Origin of the sequence: Dyella sp. BiH032, from assembly GCF_031954525.1 — a bacterium.
GTDB lineage: Bacteria > Pseudomonadota > Gammaproteobacteria > Xanthomonadales > Rhodanobacteraceae > Dyella_D.
The window spans coordinates 426,113-445,482 of sequence record NZ_CP134867.1 but is presented as its reverse complement, the minus strand read 5'-3'; the positions used below and the strand labels follow the sequence as shown (position 1 = coordinate 445,482).

The window sequence follows — 19,370 nt, the reverse complement described above, 5'->3', positions numbered from 1 at the left end:
TCGCTTGCTTCACCACGGCGGCTCCGGCGCCAGCTGCAGCCAGGTGAGCCGCCATGCGCCATCCATGCGTCCGCCGACGCGGTAATACGGCTCGAAATACAGCGGCGCGCGATAGCCCGGGCGCACTTCGATGCGCGGCGCGGCGTCGCCTTCGTCGGGCGGCAGCACGGTGAGCCAGTCGGTGGGATCGGCGGACGGCAGGCGAAGCGTTTCCTCGATCTTGAAGCCGTCGATCAGCTCCGTGGCGTAGACCAGCGGGCCACGTGTGAGGCCTACGTAGTCGAAGCGCAGCACCTGCTGCCGCACCGGCTCGCCGTCCGGCGCGCGCGATTCCTGCACATTGCGGTTCACCGCGCGATGCAGCCGCACGGCCATGGGGAAGTGCAGCGCGATCTCGTCGCCGTCCTGCCATTCGCGCTCGATCGCGACATAGCGGCGCGGCACGGCGGGCACGTCCTCGCCGCCAACGCGCACGCTGGCTCCTTCCGCCCATGACGGGATGCGCAGCTTCAGGACGAAGCGCGCCGGCTGCTGCACGCGCAACCGCAACAGCACGCCGCCGGCGAAGGGATAGCCCGTGCGCTGTTCCAGCGTGACTTCGCCGGCGTCGGGCCACGTGAACGTGACGCTGCCGGCACCGTAGAGATTCACTGCCAGCCCACGCGCATCGCGCAAGTAGGCGACGCCCGGGAGTTCTTCCAAGGCCATCGCGCCGCTGGATTTGCAGCAGCGCCAGTAGGTGGTGTGCACGCGACGGCCGTTGGGGAAGACGTAGTAGCACCAGTCCTCGCCGTCCGGCGCCTGCGCGCCGAGCAGGTCGTTGTAGGCGGTGCGCTCGATCTCCTCGGCATATCTCGGATCGCCCTCGATCAGCAGCAGCTCGCGGTTGAGCTGCATCCACGCGAGGCTGGAACAGGTCTCGACATAGCCGTACGGGCTGAAGGTATGGGGCGCGTTGAAGACTTCGCGCGAACGATGCATCACACCGCCCCACGGCCCGCCGCCGAGCGTGAGGTGATGGGTGCGGATGCTGTCCCACATGCGGTGCAGGGCGTCGCGATACACCGTTTCGCCGGTCGCCTTGTACAGCTTCGCCAGGCCGACCAGGTTCCACGCCAGCTGATACGCCTTGCCGGTGGCGATCTCGGCGGCGTCGGCACCGGCTTCGATGCGCGGCAGCAGCGCCAGGTCGCGATGCGCGTTCGCCTGATCCAGCACGAGTTTGGCCAGGGCGAGGTAGCGTGCTTCGCCGGTGGCGAAGTACAGCTCCATCGCGGGGTCCAGCAACACGGTGGCGGATAGGCCGAAGTGGTTGCCCAGCTCCGTGATGTCGATACCGCCGTCGGTGAGCGTGCGCCAGCACAGGTCGCCGATGGCGCGCGCCGCCGCCAGCCAGCGCGTCTGGGGGAAGTGCCGGTGCGCTTCCAGCAGGCCGAGGATCAGGTAGGCATGCGTCCAGATGTCCCAGGTGCGCACGCTGGGTTCGCCGTTCCAGCTCGCCGGCTTGGACGGCTGCGGTCGCATGAAGCGGCGCTCCGGCGCGTAAGTGCCGAGATAGCCGTCCGGTTCCTGCACCGAGGCGAGGTAGTCGGCCACGCGGCGCACGCGCGAAAGCAGCGTCTCGCCGCGCGTGCGTGCCGCGGCCTTGGCGGCGGCATACAGCCACTTGCCGGCGTGCTCGCCGTACCAGTCGCCTTCGGTGTTGCCTGCACGCCGTTCCGGCGCAAAAAGCGCGATGGCCGGGCTGCGTTCGTCCTCGACGAAGTGGGAAAGGCGTCCCCGCGCGTTAGCCGCCAGCGCCTCGCCCAGCGGACCGTCCAGGCGCACCGAAGCCGGCGCCAGTGCCTCGAACTGCACGTTCGCGCTCACGCCGCGTCCACCACGCAGCGGAAGCCCACGCTGCCGGAGCGGTCCTTGCACGGCGCCATCAGCAGGTACTTGCCGTGCTGGTCCAGGCGATAGGCCTGCGGGAAATACCAGTGCGAGGTGCGCGGCTGGTAGCTGCTGCCGCCGCGCAGCACGGCGGCGCGCGTGTGCTCGTCGAGATATTCGTCGGTCCACTGCCACACGTTGCCGACCAGGTCGAGCACGCCGAACGGGCTGGCCGCATCGGGGTGAGCGTCCACATCGTCCGGTGCGCGCAGCGTGCGGCCGCGGTTCACCGCGGGCACCTTGCGTTCGTCCCAGGCATTGCCCCACGGATAGAGCCGCCCGTCCGCGCCCTGCGCGGCGTACTGCCATTCCCACTCGTGCGGCAGGCGCTTGCCGGCCCAGGCGGCGTAGGCGCGGGCATCCTCGATCGACACCCAGGTCACCGGCTTGTTCTCCCATCCCGGCGGCGGCGCGCCGTCGCGCCAATGGCGCAGAAAGTTGTGCGGGTCGGCCGGCTTCCAGCCGCTGTCGCGGAGGAAGGCGTGGAACATCCCGTTGGTCACCGGCGTGCGGTCGATGTAATAGGGCTTCAGCTGCATGCGATGGCGATGGCCGCGGCGCGGCGCGCTTTCCCACGGGTACTGCACGTCGTTGCCCGCCCAGGTCTGCCCTTCGATCTCGATGCCGCCCACGGCGAAGTCGAAGTCGCCGCCGGGGATCGCCACCATGCCTTCGGGAGCGCGGGCGACCGGCGCGGTGGATGCGATGGGACGCAGCTGCTGCGGCAAGGCCTTCCACTCGGCGGAGAAGGAACGCAGCGGCGTCGCCGTCAGTTCACGCATGCGCGCCAGGAAAGCGTCCAGGCCATCGATCGACGCCTTCGGCGCCAGCGCGAGCACGGCGCCGAAGCCGCGCGCCTCCATGGCGAAGGAAAGCACGGCGCGGCCTTGCTCGATGCGTGGCTCCAGCGGCGTGCCGTGCCATGCGTCGACGTAGCGCACGCCTTCGCGGTGCGGCACCGCGAGCTGTTCGCCCTCGATGTCGTACTCGTGCCGGTTGACCAGCGTCCACACCGTGTAATCGGCAAGCGGAAAGCGGCTGGCGAACACGCCGTGCTGCAGGGTGCGCTCGTAGGGCCGCCACTCCATGCTCACCATCGCCGGCGCGAACTGCCGCTCGATCGCCGCGATGCGGCGCAACGACTCCGCATCGCGCGGCGTGAGCTGGTTCCAGATGCCCCACACGTTCTCCCACGCGTTGTAGCCGACGCCGTTGAAGAACATGTACTGCAGGTCGTGGTTGCGCTCGCGGCCCCAGCGGTTCTCGTAGTTGATCATGTGGCGCGGTTCGAGCCACTTGAACTTGGCCACTGGCGGGATGACCTCGTTCGGCGCCTTCTTGCCCCAGCTCTGCACGTTCCAGATGAGCTGTTCTTCCGCGCTGATGGTGGATTCGGGCTGCAGCACCACGGGACGCCCGGCGGCGTCGCAGGCGTCGAAGAACGCGCGCGGCACGCCGTTGTAGGTATCGCCGTTGAGCCCGTCGGCGCCGACGGCTTTCACCAGTTCGGCGGCAGCGTCCCAGTCGCGCTGGCCCTGTGGCCGCGTGCCGTTATCCCAGGGCATGGTGGGCAGGAACACGCGCACGCCGCGGCGGTGGAAATCCTCCACCGCGCCGCGCAAGCCGTCGAGCCCCCCGGGCAGGTCGCGTGCCAGGTCGAACTGGTTGCGGTCATCGATGCCGATGTTGGGATAGACATACCAGAGCAGCACGCTGTCGATGCCGCCATAGCGCCGCTCCAGATCGTCCAGGTAGCGGTCGACCGTATAGCGCCCGGTTGCCGGATCGAAGAAGTAGCGGTCCTCCACCATCATCTGAGCGTGCACGAAGTTGCGCTGCGCCCATTGCAGTTCCGGGCGGCGATAGTTGGCGTCGTCGTAGCCGATGCGCGTGAGGTGCTCGCGGCGCCAGTCCTTCAGCTCGGCGATCCAGTCGTCGGCCGTGCCATCCACGTCCATCTTCCAGTGGCCGATCTCGGCGAACGGCCAGCCGGGTGCCTTGCCCGGCGTGGGCAGGTAGCGGCCGGTGGTGACGTGGGAGAACTTGTATTCGGTTTTCACGGGCGGCGGGTTGGCGTCGCCGGTGTCCACGTCGTGCGGATGGTCGGAAGGATTCATGGAAGCACTGTCGTGAAGAAGAAGAACGTCAGGCGAGACCGGCGTAGGCGGCGAGTTCCTCGGCGGCTTCGCCCTTGCGCGAAGCGAGCAGCCGCTGCACCTCGCCATGCATCGGCACGCCGGCCTGCGCGCCCAGCCGGGTGCAGGCTAGCGCAGATGCCGCGCAGGCGCGGCGAAGCGCCGCCGGGAACGGCAGGCCCAGGCTGAGGGCGGCCACCAGCGTGCCGCAGAAGGTGTCGCCGGCACCGGTGGTGTCGATGGCCTCGACCACGAAGCCGGGTTGCAGCAGGTATTCGCCACCCACCCGGGCACAGCAGCCGCGCGCGCCGAGGGTGACCACGACGGCCTCGACGTCCAGCGCGTCCAGGCCGGCCGCCACGCCATGCGTTCCGGCGATCGCCGCCAGCTCGCCCTCGTTGACGATCAGCAGGCGGCAGTCGCCCTGGAGACCGCGGGGCAGCGCTTGCGCGGGCGCCGCGTTGAGCGCCACGTAGACCCCGGCGCGCCTGGCCGCACGCGCCCAGGCTTCGACGGTAGGCAGCGGGGTTTCCAGCTGCATCAGCAGGTGGCTCACGCCATTCAGCGGCGGCAGATGTTCGGGCCGCAGCGTGGCGTTGGCGCCGGGCGCGACGGTGATGGCGTTCTCCGCGCCGTCGGCAAGGCAGACGAAGGCGACGCCCGTCGGCTCGCCACGGGCGCGCACGACGTCGAGGCCCACGCCGGCTGCGCGCAGCGAAGCTTCCAACGGCACGGCATAGGGGTCGTCGCCCAGGGCCAGCAGCATGCGCGTGGGCGCGCCGCCGGCGCGCGCGCAGGCCACCGCCTGGTTGGCGCCCTTGCCGCCGGGGAAGGTCGAGAAATCGCGGCCCAGCACGGTCTCGCCGGGAGCCGGCACGTGCGCGGCGCGCACCACGAAGTCGAGGTTGGCCGAGCCGGCCACGAGCACGGTGGAGTTCGCGCGGTTCACTGCAGAGCCTGATAGACGAGGGCGTAGAAGCCGCGGCTGAGGCGCGGCAGGTCCTTGCCGCCATCGCCGCGCGGCAGGTGTTGCAGCAAGAGGATGGCCAGCAGGTCCTCCTGCGGATCGATCATGTAGTAGGTAGAGGCTGCGCCCGACCAGCCGAACTGGCCGACGGAACCGGGCTGCCCGCGCCGCGCGGGGTCCAGCACCACATAGCCGCCGAGTCCGAAGCCTTCGCCCGCGGCGGCCTCGTTCCTGGGCGGGGGAAGCATGGTCAGGTGGTTGCGCAGCATCAGCTCCACCGTTTTGCGGCCGAGCAGCACGTGTCCGTCCAGCGTGCCGCCGTCGAGCAGCATCTGCGCGAAGCGTGCGTAGTCGCCCGCGGTCGAGTACAGGCCGCCCGCACCGCTGGCATAGGCATTCAGCGGTTCGCCGGGATGCTTGGCACTGGGACCGTCGGCGCGGCGCAGGTGGCCGTCCTCGCTCATGGTCGTGATGTCCACCACGCGGGTGCGCTTGGCGGCCGGTACTGAGAAACCGGTGTCGCTCATGCCCAGCGGATCGAAGATGCGTTGCTGAAGGAAGCGTTCGAACGGCTGGCCCGAGGCCGCTTCCACTACGCGCGCCAGCAATTCCAGCGCCGCGCCGTCATAGGCGAAACGCGTCTGCGGATCGGCTGCGAGCGGCACGCGGCTCATGCGCTCGGCGAAGCCGCGCAGATCCCTGGCGCCATGGGGATCGACGCGCTCCATGGCCTTCACCGCCGCTTCGTCGCCCTTCATCGCGGCCGGATAGCCGGCCGTATGCGTCAGCAGGGCGTGCAGGGTGATGGGCTTGTCGGCAGGACGAAGCACCGGCGCATCGGCATCGCCAGCGGTCATGACCTGCGGATGGTCGAAGCCCGGCAGGTACCGCGACAGCGGAGCGTCCAGCGATAGCTTGCCTTCCTCCATGAGCATCAGCACGGCGACGGTGGTGACCGTCTTGGTCATGGAGTAGATGCGGAAGATGGCATCCCGGTGCAGCGGCTCGCGCCGCGCGAGATCCCGGTAACCGTAAGCCTGCCAGTCGACGATCCGGCCGTGCCGCGCGATCAGCGCCACGGCGCCGAGGTAGCCGTCGGCGCCGGTGGCTCCGCGCAGGTAAGCGTGCAGCCGCTCCAGCCGTTCGGCCGAAAAGCCTTCCGCGGCCGGCGCCGCCGCCGGCAGCGGCGATTCGGTCGCCATGGCCGGAACCGCGCACGACGCGACGGCCGCCAATAGGACGGCACGCCGCAGTGGCGCCAGCCACGCCGTCACAGCGTGATGGTGTAGGTCAGCGAGGTCATGCGGCCGCGGCCTGCCCAGTAGTTCTGGTAGCCCGCCAGCTGCGACCAGCTCAGGATGTACTGCCGGTTGAACAGGTTCTCCACGCCCAGTGACAGCTTGCCGTGCTTGCCGAGGTCGTAGTTCACGCCCAGGTCGAACAGTGTGTAGCCCTTGGTCTGCTCCTCGTAGCTGAACTGGGCGCCGTCATACGCACGCGTGTCGCTGCCCGAGATGTGGCGGCTGAACAGCGTGGTGAAGCCCAGCGTGGCGTCGGCGTTCGGCAGGAAGTTCCAGGTGGCTGCGGCAGCGAACTTGTCGGGATTGATGTCGAGCACGCCCATCGGCTTGTTCAGCCCGCCTGCGCCGTAGCGTCCGGCCGGGTCCGCCGACCAGAACGCGGTCTTGCCGCGGATGCGCGAATACAGGCCGGTGACCTTGAAACTCTTGTCGAAACGCCATTCGCCGGTGAGCTCCGTGCCTTCGATGCGCACCGGCGCACGGGTGAGGATGAAGTCGGTGGTATGCGGGTCCACGGCCAGCGAGGAACCGAACGGCGACTTCGATACGTAATGCGTGGCACCGAACGCGCCGTGGTCACCGTGCCAGTTGAAGCCGCCCTCATAGTTCTTGAAGACGATGGCGTTCAGGTCGCGGATCTTGTCCACCGATTGCCCGGGCTTGTTGATGTTGCGCAGCGGAATGCCGATGTTGGGCAGCGTGAAGCCTTCGCTGTAGGACAGGAAGGTCGACCACTGGTCGTTCACGCGCCAGATCGCGCCGAAGTTCTTCAGCCCTTCCTTGTACTTCAGGCCGCCGCCCTGCACGAACACGCGGTTGCGGTAGTACGTGGTGGTGTAGCTGTTGACGGTGAGTTTGTCGTCTTCGCGGCGGTAGCCTGCGCTGAGGGTGACCGGACCGATGTCCCACGAGAGCTGCGCGTACGGGGCCACGCTCTTGTAGTCCATCGGCGGCACCCACAGGCGGTTGGTGAGGGCCAGGCGCTGCTGGGCCTGGTCCTTGCCGAAGTCGATGCCGGTGTGCAGTTCCAGCCCGGTGACGTTGAAGATGTCCGGGCGCGTCCACGAGGTGCGCAGGCCCTTCTTGTGCACCACGATCTCCGACTGGTCGTACAGCGTGCCGAGCGGGGCGATCAGCGGGTCCTGCTTGTCCTCCGTGTTCTCCGGCAGGTAGCGCATGGACTGGTCCGCCTTGTAGGCGTTGATGTCCAGGTAGCCGCCGAAGAACTTGTCGTTGGTGTACTGCAACTGGTACTGCTTGAAGTCGTTGAAGGCGTCCTTCGCGCCGAAGATGTGGCCCTTCTCCGAGGTATTGGTGCGCGGCACATCGCACGGCGGAGTGTCGGTGGGCCCGCGGCAGCCGAGCACCTGCACGTATTCGCCCTTGCCCTCGATGCGGAAGCGGCTGACGCTCGCCTGCAGGCGCTGTTCGTCTTCCGCGCCGAAGTTGAAGCCGACCTTGGCGTACAGGTTCTTCGATTCGGAATCGGCCAGCGAACCGCTGGTGTTCAGGCCGATGCGGCGGCCGTTGCCGTCGTAGGAGATGCCGCGGTCGATGTACGAGGCAGACAGCAGCGCGTCGAATTCCTTCTGCTTGTGCGTGTACGTGGCGCCCACCTTCCAGCCTTCGCTGTCGCTGTGGCCCTGGGTCTGGTAGCGCGTGGTCAGCGTGACCTCGTCGCCGTCCTTGGTCGGCGTCTTGGAGATGTAGTTGATGATGCCGCCCGCCGCGCCGATGCCTTCGGAGGCCGACGGGCCATTGATCACTTCGACGCGGCCGATGATGCCCATGTCGGTGAAGGTGCCGTTGCGCGTGCCTTCGCGCAGCGGCGAACCTTGCGGCACGCCGTCGAACAGGCGCAGCGGGATGCGGCCGCGCAGCGTCTCGCCGGTGTTGCTCATCGCCTGCGAGGATTCGGCATAGCCGGGCACGGAACGCGCCAGCACGGCGGTCGCGTCCTCGGTGACGAGCAGGGTGTGCTGGATCTCTTCCTTCGACACCACGGTGATCGCGCCCGGTATCTCGTCGATCGCCTTGGGGCTGCGCGTGCCGGTGACGATCACCTGCTGCAGGTTGACGGCCTCTTTTTCCTTGCCGTCCTTCTTCGGATTGGCATCGGTCTGCCCGGCGCCCGTGGTGGCCGCCGCGTCCTGCGCCTGCGCGCCGACGGCATAGGCCAGCAGGATGCCGCTGATGGCGACGGTGAGTGGCTTGATCATGTGTTGTCTCTTGTTCGGTACCGCCAGGCGGCGGGTCGGCGCATCGCGCGCCGGGGACGGTGCTTCGTCTGCTTGCTGGCGACGCCCTCCCCCCGGCGTCCCGACGGCCCATGTCTTCTTATGCGAACCGCGTGATGCGGCTGTACTGCAACCACTTTGGATTGCGAGCGAGCCTATGCGCTTCGCTATCGACGTAGAACCGCCGCGACCTATGTTCAGAGGCTAGTTTTTGTTGCTTACGAAGGAAGCGAATGTATGCGGCAATGCAGCACGCGAAGCGTGCATGGAAACGCTTCCGCCGCGCCTCAACGCGGCTTGGCCTGGATCGCTTTCTTGCATTCCTGCAGCAACACGGTGACCAGCCGCACGCGCACGCTGGAGCGCGACCACACGATGCCGATGCGTCGCGGCACGGCGGGATGAGGCAAAGGAATGCGGACCAGCTGCAGGCCTTCGGGCCACGGCTGCGCCCAGTCCGGTACCAGTGAGACGCCGAGGCCGCGGTCGACCATCACCGCGATCGCGTTGAGTGCGTTCAACTCGAAGCGCTCGCGCGGCACGATGCCGTTAGCGCGCAGATAGTCATCGGCTTGGCGGCCGCCCCACTGGTTGCGGTCGTAGCGGATCAGCGGCTCGGTCGACAGCAGTTCGTGCGGATCGCGCCCTGCCATGCTCTTCGGCGCCAGCACGATCAGCGGCTCCTCGCGCAGCAGCAGCCACTCGCAGGTCTTCGGCAGCGGGAACGGCGCTTGCAATACCACCGCCGCATCGAGATCGCCGGCTTCCACGGCGCGGTAGAGATCGACCGAATAGCCCGGCTTGATGAAAACGTTGATCTGCGGAAACGCGTCGACCATTCGCGCCAGCACGTCCGGCAGCATGCCCGCCAGCGCCGTCGGACACGCGCCCAGGCGCAGCTCGCCGGAAACCGCGCTGTCGTTGGCGACGCTGCGCAGGTCGGACACGCTGCGCAGCAACTCGCGCGAACGCTCCAGAATGCGCGACCCCTGCTCGGTGACGCTCACCGTGCGCCCGACCCGCGCGATCAGCGTCGCGCCAAGCTCGCGCTCCAACGTCCGAATCTGCTGCGCCACCGCCGCCGGCGTCACATTCAACACACGCGCCGCCGCCGCCATCGATCCCTGATCGACGACGGTGACAAACGTATTCAAGAATTGCGTCTCCACTTGCTACCCTCACCGGTCTTGCCCCCGTGAGGACGATGGAAGAGGGGGGAGTGGGCGTCAAGGGCTGGAAGGGGTGGTTTTCTTGGAATTCCGATCGCTTGCTGCACCGCTCTCTTCCTTCTGCGGGAGGGGCGTTCTGGCGAGGTTGGGTGTTTCGCTCCGTAGGGCCCCTCACCCCTCCCTCTCCCCGGAGGGGAGAGGGAGAAGTGCGGTACTGAGGGAAGAAGAAATAACCGCGACGCTCAACGTGCGCGCTTTTGATCTGCCGGGTTCCCTTCGCGGCGGTGAGGGCTGGACGATCAGGCCGCCGCAGGCGGGCGGGGGCAGGACGCCCCCGCCTTTTCGATCAGGGCAGGGATGCCCTGTCGAAAAGCCCGGCCAGCCCTCAACGCACCCGCAGCAGCGAAGGCTGCGGAGGGCGCCGCGCAGGGGGCCCTTTCTTCTTGGTTACTTCTTCTCGAGGTCCCCCTTGAGGGGATTGGGCAAGCAAAGAAGAAGTAACTCGCTCTCCGGCAGGAGAGCGAAACCCTCGCCCGAGAGGGCGAGACAAAGCTGGCGCACACCCGCGACAACCGAGCGATACCGCCGCTGATTCCGGCCTACGCCGCACCCCTACGGGCGCTCCCCAATCACCCCTTCCTCCGCGAATAAATCGTCAACCCCTCCAGCGACCTCTCCGGCGCCGGGAAAAACAAACTCGCCAGATACCCGATCACGATACAAAGCAGAATCGAAATCGCCAGATAAAAATACGGATGCACCAAATGGAACGACCACGCGATCAACGTCAGCACGATGCTCGACCCGATCCCGATCGCCACCCCCGGCGAATTCGCCCGCCGCGTGAACATCCCCAGCGTATACGCGCCGGCGAAACCGCCACCCAGCAGGCCTGCCAGCTCGATCGACACGTCGAACAGCGAATGGATATCGAAGCGCGATAGCAGCAGCGCCGTGCCGATGCCCACCAGCCCCACCGCCACCGTCATGATCTCCGCGATGAAGACGCTCTTCTTCGGCGAAGGGTTCTTGACCAGCTTTTCGTAGAAATCGACCGAGATCAGCGTCGCCACGCTGTTCATGATGCCCGACAGGGTCGCCATCGCCGCCGCGAAGATACCCGCGATGATCAGGCCGGTCACGCCCATCGGCAGCTCCGCAGCGATGAACAGCGGGAAGGTCGCGTCGATCGGCAGCAGGGGGTTGAGCCGCTCGGGATTGTCCTTGTAGAACACGAACAGCGCCGTGCCGATCAGATAGAACACGAAGCCGCCGGGAATCATGATCGCGGCGAACATCCAGATCGAGCGGCCGGCTTCCTTGTCCGACTCGGTCGACAGCGTGCGCTGCATCAGCACCTGGTCTTTGGGGAAGGTCAGCACCACGTCGAACAGCACCAGGAACAGGAAGCCCCATACCGTCGCCTTGGTCAGGTCGAAGCTGAAATCCAGCAGGTGCATCTTGTGATTGGCCGTGGCCGTGGACATGAACTCGCCGAGCCCGCCATGGATGTGCCAGATGATGAAGCCGATGACGAACAACGCGCCGCCCATCTTCACCAGCACCTGCACGAAGTCGGTCCAGATCACCGCCTTCATGCCGCCCATCGCCGTGTAGACGATGGTGAACACGCCCATCATCACCACGCTCGCCGTCACGCTGATGCCCGTGATGGTGGCGATGGCCAGGGCCGGCAGGAACAGGATCACGCTCATGCGGCTGCCGATCTGAGTGACGATGCACAGCGCGCTGGCCAGCATGCGGATGGCCGGATGGAAACGCGTCTCCAGGTACGAGAACACGGACATCAGGTCCAGCCGGCGCAGCAGCGGCACGATCCACACCGCGACGAAGGCCAGGCCGAGCACGGCGATGAGGTTGTTGGTGAGGTACGTCCAGTTGCTCTCGAACGATTTCGCCGGAATGGCGATGAAGCTGATCGAGCTGGTATTGGCCGCATACAGGCTGACGCCCGCCGCCCAGAACGGAATGCTGCGACCGCCGACGAAGAAGCTCGCGGTGTTGTTGCGCTTCTCGCGGATGTAGAAGTACAGGCCGATGCCGAACATCGCGACCAGGTAGACCAGGATCACGATCCAGTCCAGCCATTTCAGCAACAGCTTGCCGGACTGGAGCTGGGCGGCGTGCACGGCCATGCCGCTGCCGTCGGGCTGCGCCCACGCCAATCCGTCCGGCCACGACGCCACCACCGCGTCGCCGGCGATCGTCGTGCCCGGCAGGGCGGCCCACGAGCCGGTGATGGTGTGGAAGGTCATCGGCTTCTCGCCTTCCGGCGTCCGCACGAGGTAGAGCAGATGCGCCTGCCCCAGCGCGCGGCCGGCGGCCGGCGCCAGCGTGCCCGGCACGGTGCCGGCTTCGGTCCAGCCTTTCGCGGCCGACCAGCGCAGCACTACCTGCGCGCCGCCGCGCGCCACGGCGACGAACAGGTTCGGTCCTTGCGCCACCAGCGACGACGCCGGCGCACCGCCGGGCCACGCGGGTACGTCTTTCCACCCTGCGCGCGGATCGGCGGGGTTGGCCTGCCAGAGGCGCGGCTTGCCGTCCGCCGCCATGCCGGCGAGGAACAGGGTATCGCCGGATACGGCGCCACGCGCGTCGGTGATGGCGGTCGGCAGTGCGGGCAGTGCCGTCGCATCGAGGCGGTCGTCGCGCAGGCGTATTTCTGCGACGGCGGCCCCGCCCTGCGCCGTCCACGACAGATAAGCGCGCGTGCCGTCCTGGATGACGCCGACGTCGGCCGGTACGGCGGCCGGCCAGGTCAGCGCGGCCCATACCTTGCGGTCGCCGTCGAGGCGCCAGGCCTGACCGTGCGCCACCGCAACGGTCTGGCCGTCGATCACAGCCAATCCGTTCAGGGCGGTGACGCCGGGAAGTGCCGGCAGCTCGACGCCGCGCAAGGGAGTCAGGCTTTCGGCGTGCAGAGGAAGCGCCAGCACCAGCCAGGCGAAACAGAATAACCACAGGCGTAACACGCGGAGCCGGTCCTCTCGATATTGTCGCGGAAGGCCCGCCCTCGCCGCGTGCGGCGCCGTCACGGCTTGTGCGCCGCGGCGAGCAGCGCCTGCGCGCGTTTCAGGAAGGGCAGGTCGACCATCTTGCCATCGACCATGAAGGCGCCGCGACCCAGGTTGTCCGGCGCGCGCGCGGCCTCCACGATGCGCCGCGCCCGCGCGAGCTCCTCATCGGAAGCGGCGAACGCCTCGTTGGCGAGCGCGACCTGGCGCGGATGCACGCAGCTCTTGCCGAGATAGCCGAGGCGCCGCGCCATCGCCGCTTCCTCGCGATAGCCTTCGCTGTCGGCGATGTCGGCGTAGGCGCCATCGAGCGCGAACACGTCGGCCTGGGCGGCAGCCATGCGCATCGTGAACAACACCGAATGGACGTTGGCGAGGTCGTGGCGCTCGATACCGTACGGCTCGAACAGGTCCGCCAGCCCCAATTGCAGGCCCGCCACGCGCGGATGCGCGCCGGCGATGGAGGCCGCTCTGGCCAGCGCCCGCGGCGTCTCGATATTGAGCAACAGCCGGGTCCGCCGCTGCAATCCGCGCGAGGCTTCGGCCCGCGCGATGACGTCGACGGCGGCGCGCACTTCTTCGGCGGATTCGATCTTGGGCAGATTGAGCAGGGCGACGCCGTCACCCACCACGGCCTCGACGTCTTCGGCGAAGTACGGCGTGGATGGCGCGTTGGTGCGCACGATCATCGCCTTCGGCGACTGCCGCACGGCTTCGCTGGCGAGGAAGGCCGCGACCGAGCTGCGGGCCGCGCTCTTCAGCTCCGGTGTGACCGAATCCTCGAGATCGAACGACAGCGCATCGGCCTCGCCCGCCATGGCCTTGGCGAACAGCTCCGGCCGCGCGCCGGGAACGAACAGCTTGCTACGCATGGAAAGGGATCGACGGATTCGGCATGCCTCGTAGTGTGAGGCAGCGATCCCGCGCGATCGGTACAGCGCCGGCTTGTTCAGACGATAGGGATGCTATTGATTCGCCGCAGTGCGGCATGGGATGCCGATGACGGCGGCCCAACCAAAAGCCGTCATTCCGGCGCAGGCCCGAATGACGGCTCTTGGGGCGGATGACAGGAAGAGGCCGCGGGCACGTGGCGCCCGCGGCCTTGCTCGTCATGGATCGAACTTCTTCTCCACACCCAGCTGGATCGACTGGTTGTCGCGCGTGCTGTTGTCCAGCAGGTTCTGGTACTCCATCCGCAGCGACCAGCCGCTCAGCGTCTGCAGCATCACGCCTGCACCCACCAAGGTGTGGTTGCGCGAGGTGTTGCTCAGCTGCGCTTCGTACAGCGGGCCGCCCAGCAGGTCGGCATAGCGCATCGCGGCCACGCCCGCGCCCTGGAAGTCATGGCGGAATTCCACGCGCAGCTGCGGCATCCACACGCCGTAATCGCGCTTGGCCACCCATTGCGCGCGCAGGCCCAGCACGCCGGTGCTGGTCTTCACCGTCTGGCGCTCGTAGCGCAGGGCGTAGGTGTCGTCGCCGCGCTCGGTGTAGCTGTCCAGGCTGGCGCGGGCGAAGTCGAAGCGGCCGTACGGCGACACCAGCATGCCGTCCTGCGTGCGGTGCTCGTACCCGACCGACAGCGAGGCGAACAGCTGCTTGCCGTCGCGGCTGCCGGTCACCGTGTTGCCGTTGTCGGTGACGTAGCGGCGCGAATCGAACGACAGCCACTGGTAGCCGACCAGTGCATCCACGTACACCAGCGGCGCCGGCCGATAACTGCCATAGACCGCGGCACTGTAGCTGTCCACCGTGCTGCGGCTGCCGTGCTTGCCGATGTCCGAGGCGTCGTGGCCGTAGCCCACGCCCGCACCCAGCGCGAACTTCTCGCCGAAGGCCCGATCCGCGCCCACGCTGACGCCCGAGGTGGTGAAGTCGATGCCGTTGTCGCTGGTGCCCGGCTGCGTCTTGCCGAAGTTCACCGCACCGCCGGTCCACACCGCCCACTCGCCCGGCTGGCCGGTGCCGTCGCTGCGCTGGCCCTGGCCCGGCGAGGGTTCGTCCGGCTGCACCAGGAAGCGCCGGCTCCAGTCGTCGTCGCGCCCGCGCAGGCCCGCCATCGGATCGCGGTTCTGCCGCGCGCTGGCCGAGCTGAAGCTGATGCCGTTGGTGAAGCCGCCGCCGGCCGCGCCGGTGTGCAGCGTCTCCAGGCGACGCTGGAAGTTGTCGATCTGGCCCTGCGCCAGGCGACGCGCCGAATCCGCCTGCGCTTGCAGGATGCCCAGCACCTCGGCGTCCTTCGACGGATCGCTGCGACCCGTCACGGTGATCGTCACCGTGGCCGTGGCGGACGTGGCGTAGGCATTGCTCAGCGTATAGCTGACCTGCGCCTGGCCGCTGTAGGTGTTGGCGGCGGTGAACTCGAGCGTGTAACCCGAGGTGCCGCTGTTGTGGATGTTGGCGTTGCCCGCCGCGGCCGGAGACACCGCGATCAGCGTGGCGCCGGTGAACGGACCGCCACGTGCCGCGGTGGTCAGATCCACCTGCACGGTACGGCCGGCGACTACGTTGGCGGTCAGCACCGCCGGCAGCGGCACCGGGTTCACGGTGACAGTGATGTGCGCCGGCTGCGAGGTGCCGAACGGGTTGGACAGCGTGTAATCGATGCCCACCGTGCCGGAGGCATCGACCGGCGCCGTGTACACGATGTCGGTGCCGCTCACCGTCGCGGTGCCCTTCGCCGGCGGCGCCGAAATCGCCACTCCGGTAAACGGCGCGCCGGTGGCACCAGCGATCGCGTGGATGGTGACCGACTGGCCGGCCAGCACCGTGGCGTTCTGCGCCGCCGCGACCGGCACGGCCAGCGGCGTCACCGTGACCGTCACCGTGGCCGGCGCAGAGGTGCCGCCGGGGCCGGTGGCCGTGTAGGTGAAGGTGTCGGTGCCGAAGAAGTTGCTCGACGGCGTGTACAGCGCATTCAGGCCGCTCACTGTCGCCGTGCCGTGCGCCGGCGCCTGCGCCACCGCGATGCTGGTGATCGGGCCGGTGTCGTTGGCGGTGACGTTGACGGTGACGGGCGAGTTCGCCGGCGTGCTGGCGGTGTCGTTCACCACCACCGGCACCGGCTGGTTGACGCCGATCGTGTAGGCCTGGCTGCCGGTGAAGCTGTTGGTATCGGTCGCCGTGATGGTGAAGCTGTAGTTGCCCGCCGCCGTCGGCGTGCCGCTGATCGCGCCGGCGCTGCTCAGCGCAATGCCGGGCGGCAGCGCGCCGGAGGTTAGGCTGTAGGTGTAGCTGCCGCTGCCACCGGTGGCACCGACCGTCTGGCTGTAGGCAACCGCCACCTGGCCACCCGGCAGGGTGGTGCGAGTGAACACGATGGCCGGAGCGCCCACCGTCACGGTGTAGGCCTGGCTGCCGCTGAAGCCGAAGCCGTCGGTCGCCTTGACGGTGAAGCTGTAGCTGCCGGTGGTGGTCGGCGTGCCGCTGACGACGCCGGCGCTGCTCAGCGCGATACCGGGCGGCAGCGCGCCCGACAGCAGGCTGAAGGTGTAGCCGCCATTGCCGCCGGTCGCGGTCAGCGTCTGGCTATACGGCGTGCTGCCGGTAGCCGCCGGCAGCGTGGCCGGCGAGATGGTGATGGTCGGCGCGTTCACCGTGAAGGTGTAGGCCTGGCTGCCGGTGAAGCCGAAGCCATCGGTCGCGGTGACGGTGAAGTTGTAGGAACCGGGCGTAGTCGGCGTGCCGGACACGACACCCGCGCTGCTCAGCGCGATCCCCGGCGGCAGTGCGCCGGCCGAGAGGCTGTAGGTGTAGCCGCCGCTGCCGCCGCTGGCGCTGAGCGTCTGGCTGTAGGCAACGCCGCCCGAGCCTGCCGGCAGCGTGGACGGCGCAAGCGTGATCGTCGGCGCGGCGATGGTGAGCGTCACCGGCTGGGTCGCCGAGAACGGCGCGCCGGTGCCGGTGCTGCTGTCGGTCGCCCGCACCGTGAAGTTGAAGCTGCCGGCCACGGTCGGCGTGCCGGACAGCACGCCGGCGGACGACAGCGCCAGGCCCGCGGGCAAGCTGCCGGTGGTGAGCGAATAGGTGTACGGCCCGGTGCCGCCGCTGGCGGTGAAGCTGTGGGTGTAAGCGGTTTCCGCCGCACCGTTGGCCAGCGCGCCGGAGGTGAACACCACGGTGCCGGCGCCCACGGTCCCACTGTAAGCCTGGCTGCCGGTGAAGCCACCGCTGTCGGTGGCGGTGATAGTGAAGCTGTAGGCGCCCGCCGCCGTCGGCGTGCCGCTGAGCACGCCCGAGTTGGCGTCCAGGCTCAGGCCCGCCGGCAACACGCCGGCACTGAGGCTGTAAGTGAAGGTGGTCGGATGGCCTTCGGACGCAGTGATCGTCTGGCTATAGGCGGTACCGACCGACGGCGCCGGCAGGCTGCCCGGCGACAGCGTGATGGTCGGCGCGGCGATGGCGAGCGTGTAGCTGCCCGACACCGTAAAGGGCGCGCTGGTACCGGTCGAACTGTCGGTCGCGGTAACGGTGAAGTTGAAATTGCCCACGGCCGTCGGCGTCCCCGACAGCGTGCCCGCGGACGACAGCGCCACCCCCGGCGGCAACGCGCCCGCGGTGATGGCGTAGGTGTACGGCGCGGTGCCGTTGGCGGCGGTGAAGCTACCGCTTATCGGCACGCCGGCCGTGCCGTTGGCGGTTCCGCCGGAAGCCGGTGACAGCGTCAGCGTCGGCGCATTCACCAGCAGGGTGTAGGAGCGGCTGCCGGTGTACGGACCGGTGCCGGTGCTGCTGTCGGTGGCGGTGATGGTGAAGTTGTAGGTACCGGCGCCGGTCGGCGTGCCGGTGATCGCGCCGCTGCTGCTCACGCTCAGCCCCGGCGGCAGCGAACCGGCGGTGACCGCGTAGCTGTATGTGCTGGTACCGCCGGAGGCCGTGACGTTCTGCGAGTACGCCGTGGCCACGCTGGCATTGGGCAACGTGGTGGGCGAAAGCGTGATGGTCGGTGCGTTCACGGTCAGCATCAGCGCACCGCTGGTGGCGCTGAACGGGCCGGTGCCGCCGCTGCTGTCGGTGGCGGTGACCGTGAAGTTGAACGTGCCGCCCGCGGTGGGCGTACCTGCCAGCGTGCCGTTGCTGGCCAGCGTGATGCCCGCCGGCAGGCTGCCGGAAGCAATCGTGTAGCTATACGGTGCGGTGCCGCCGGTAGCGCTGGCCAGCGAGCGGCTGTAGGCGGTGCCGACGGTGGCCGGCAGCGGATCGGTCGGCGCGTAGCTGATCGTCGGCGCGGCGATGGTCAGCGTCAGCGTGCCGCTGACGGCGCTGAACGGACCGGTGCCGGTGCTGCTGTCGGTGGCGCGCACGGTGAAGTTGAACGTGCCGTTCGCGGTCGGCGTGCCGGACAGTGTGCCGTTGGCGGCCAGCGTGATGCCGGCCGGCAGCGCGCCGGAAGCGATGGTGTAGCTGTATGGCGAGGCGCCACCGGTGGCACCGGCGAGCGACTGGCTATAGGCCGTGCCGACGGTACCCGCGGCCGGGCTGGACGGCGTGTAGGTGATGGTCGGCGGGGAGACGGTGATCGTCGCGGTGGCGGGCGAGGAGGTGCCGCCGGCATTGGTGGCCGTATAGGTGAAGCTGTCCAGGCCGGCGTAGCCCGCAGTCGGCGTGTAGGTGATCGACGTGCCGCTGGCGGTGGCCGTGCCGTGCGCCGCCTGGGTGCCGACGGCGACGGAGGATGGCGCACCGCCGGTGATGTTGAGCGTGATCGGATTGTTGGTGCTGTTGTAGGCGACGGTGGCGCTGACCGGGTTGGCGACCGGGGGTGGCAGCAGCACGACATTGATCGATAGGCTGGCGTCGGTGAGCAGTGCAGTGGGCGCCGTGCTGTCGGAGATACGTACCGTGAAGTTCGATGTTCCCGTCGCTGCCGGTGTGCCGCTGATCACGCCGGACGAACTCAAAGACAGGCCAGCCGGCAACGAGCCGGCATGCAATGCATAGGTGTACGGCGCGGTGCCGCCGGTGGCGCCCAAGGTAAAGCTGTAAGGCGCATTGAGGGTCGCGTTCGGCGGCGTGCCGACCTCGCTGATGGTCGCCGGCGCGATGGTGATCGAATAGCTGTGGTTGCCGGAGGCCGGGGTGGCGGCGCTGTCAGTCGCCGTCACCGTGAAGGAGAAGGTGCCGTACGCAGTCGGCGTGCCGGAGATGGTGGCTCCGCTGAGCGCCAGGCCGTTGGGCAAGTTGCCGCTGGTGATCGCAAAACTGTAGGGCCCGGTGCCGCCGGTAGCGCTTAGCGTGGTCGGGGTATAAGCGGCAGCCACAGTGCCCGAAGGCATGCTCGACGGCGAAATGGAGATGGAAGAGGTCGGCGCGGCGATATACATCGTCACGTTGACCTTCGGAGGATTGCTCCCGCCGGATCCATCGTCGAACTGAAACGTGTCCATCGTGGCGCCGTCACCATTGTTCGTATAGACGATGGTGCTGGTGGAGGCATCGGTGATGACAGCCGTGCCATGCGCGGCTTGGATAGTGATGCTTCCGATGCCACCGAATCCGGAATCGCATCCACTGGCATTGATGGTGAGCTGCCCGCCCGATGGCATGGGCGATCCGGAGGTTGCGCCAGGCGCCACGAAATCGGGACAGGCCGCG

9 protein-coding genes are annotated in these 19,370 nt (G+C 68.3%); all 9 read right to left on the bottom strand.

Translation table 11 applies throughout. The features are described from left to right. Window positions 1-9: 9 nt before the first annotated feature. Window positions 10-1,869: a beta-L-arabinofuranosidase domain-containing protein gene (locus tag RKE25_RS01825; RefSeq protein WP_311840564.1), complete on the bottom strand. Its 1,860-nt coding sequence runs from the start codon at window positions 1,867-1,869 to the stop codon at window positions 10-12. Next, entirely contained in the window at window positions 1,866-4,049 is a 2,184-nt protein-coding gene (locus RKE25_RS01820; RefSeq protein ID WP_311840563.1) for an SUMF1/EgtB/PvdO family nonheme iron enzyme, read from the bottom strand. The genes RKE25_RS01825 and RKE25_RS01820 overlap by 4 nt, the downstream gene beginning before the upstream one ends. A 28-nt stretch (window positions 4,050-4,077) precedes the next feature. Continuing rightward, entirely contained in the window at window positions 4,078-5,016 is a 939-nt protein-coding gene (locus RKE25_RS01815) for a ribokinase (protein ID WP_311840562.1), read from the bottom strand. Further along, complete coding sequence (locus RKE25_RS01810; protein WP_311840561.1) at window positions 5,013-6,236, bottom strand: serine hydrolase domain-containing protein; 1,224 nt, start codon at window positions 6,234-6,236, stop codon at window positions 5,013-5,015. Before RKE25_RS01810 ends, RKE25_RS01815 begins: the two co-directional genes overlap by 4 nt. A gap of 68 nt (window positions 6,237-6,304) precedes the next feature. Further along, window positions 6,305-8,554 carry a TonB-dependent receptor gene (locus RKE25_RS01805; protein WP_311840560.1) on the bottom strand — a complete coding sequence of 750 codons (2,250 nt, stop codon included), beginning with the start codon at window positions 8,552-8,554 and terminating at the stop codon, window positions 6,305-6,307. A 305-nt stretch (window positions 8,555-8,859) separates the two neighbouring features. Beyond that, window positions 8,860-9,726, bottom strand: coding sequence for a LysR substrate-binding domain-containing protein (locus RKE25_RS01800; protein WP_311840559.1), 867 nt, complete (start codon window positions 9,724-9,726; stop codon window positions 8,860-8,862). A 644-nt stretch (window positions 9,727-10,370) separates the two neighbouring features. Next, window positions 10,371-12,734 carry a sodium/solute symporter gene (locus RKE25_RS01795; RefSeq protein WP_311840558.1) on the bottom strand — a complete coding sequence of 788 codons (2,364 nt, stop codon included), beginning with the start codon at window positions 12,732-12,734 and terminating at the stop codon, window positions 10,371-10,373. Between the two features lie 59 nt (window positions 12,735-12,793). Next, a complete protein-coding gene (locus RKE25_RS01790) occupies window positions 12,794-13,648 on the bottom strand; it encodes a CoA ester lyase (protein ID WP_311840557.1) in 855 nt (284 codons plus the stop codon). Between the two features lie 237 nt (window positions 13,649-13,885). Next, entirely contained in the window at window positions 13,886-19,321 is a 5,436-nt protein-coding gene (locus RKE25_RS01785) for a putative Ig domain-containing protein (protein WP_311840556.1), read from the bottom strand. Window positions 19,322-19,370 lie beyond the last annotated feature (49 nt).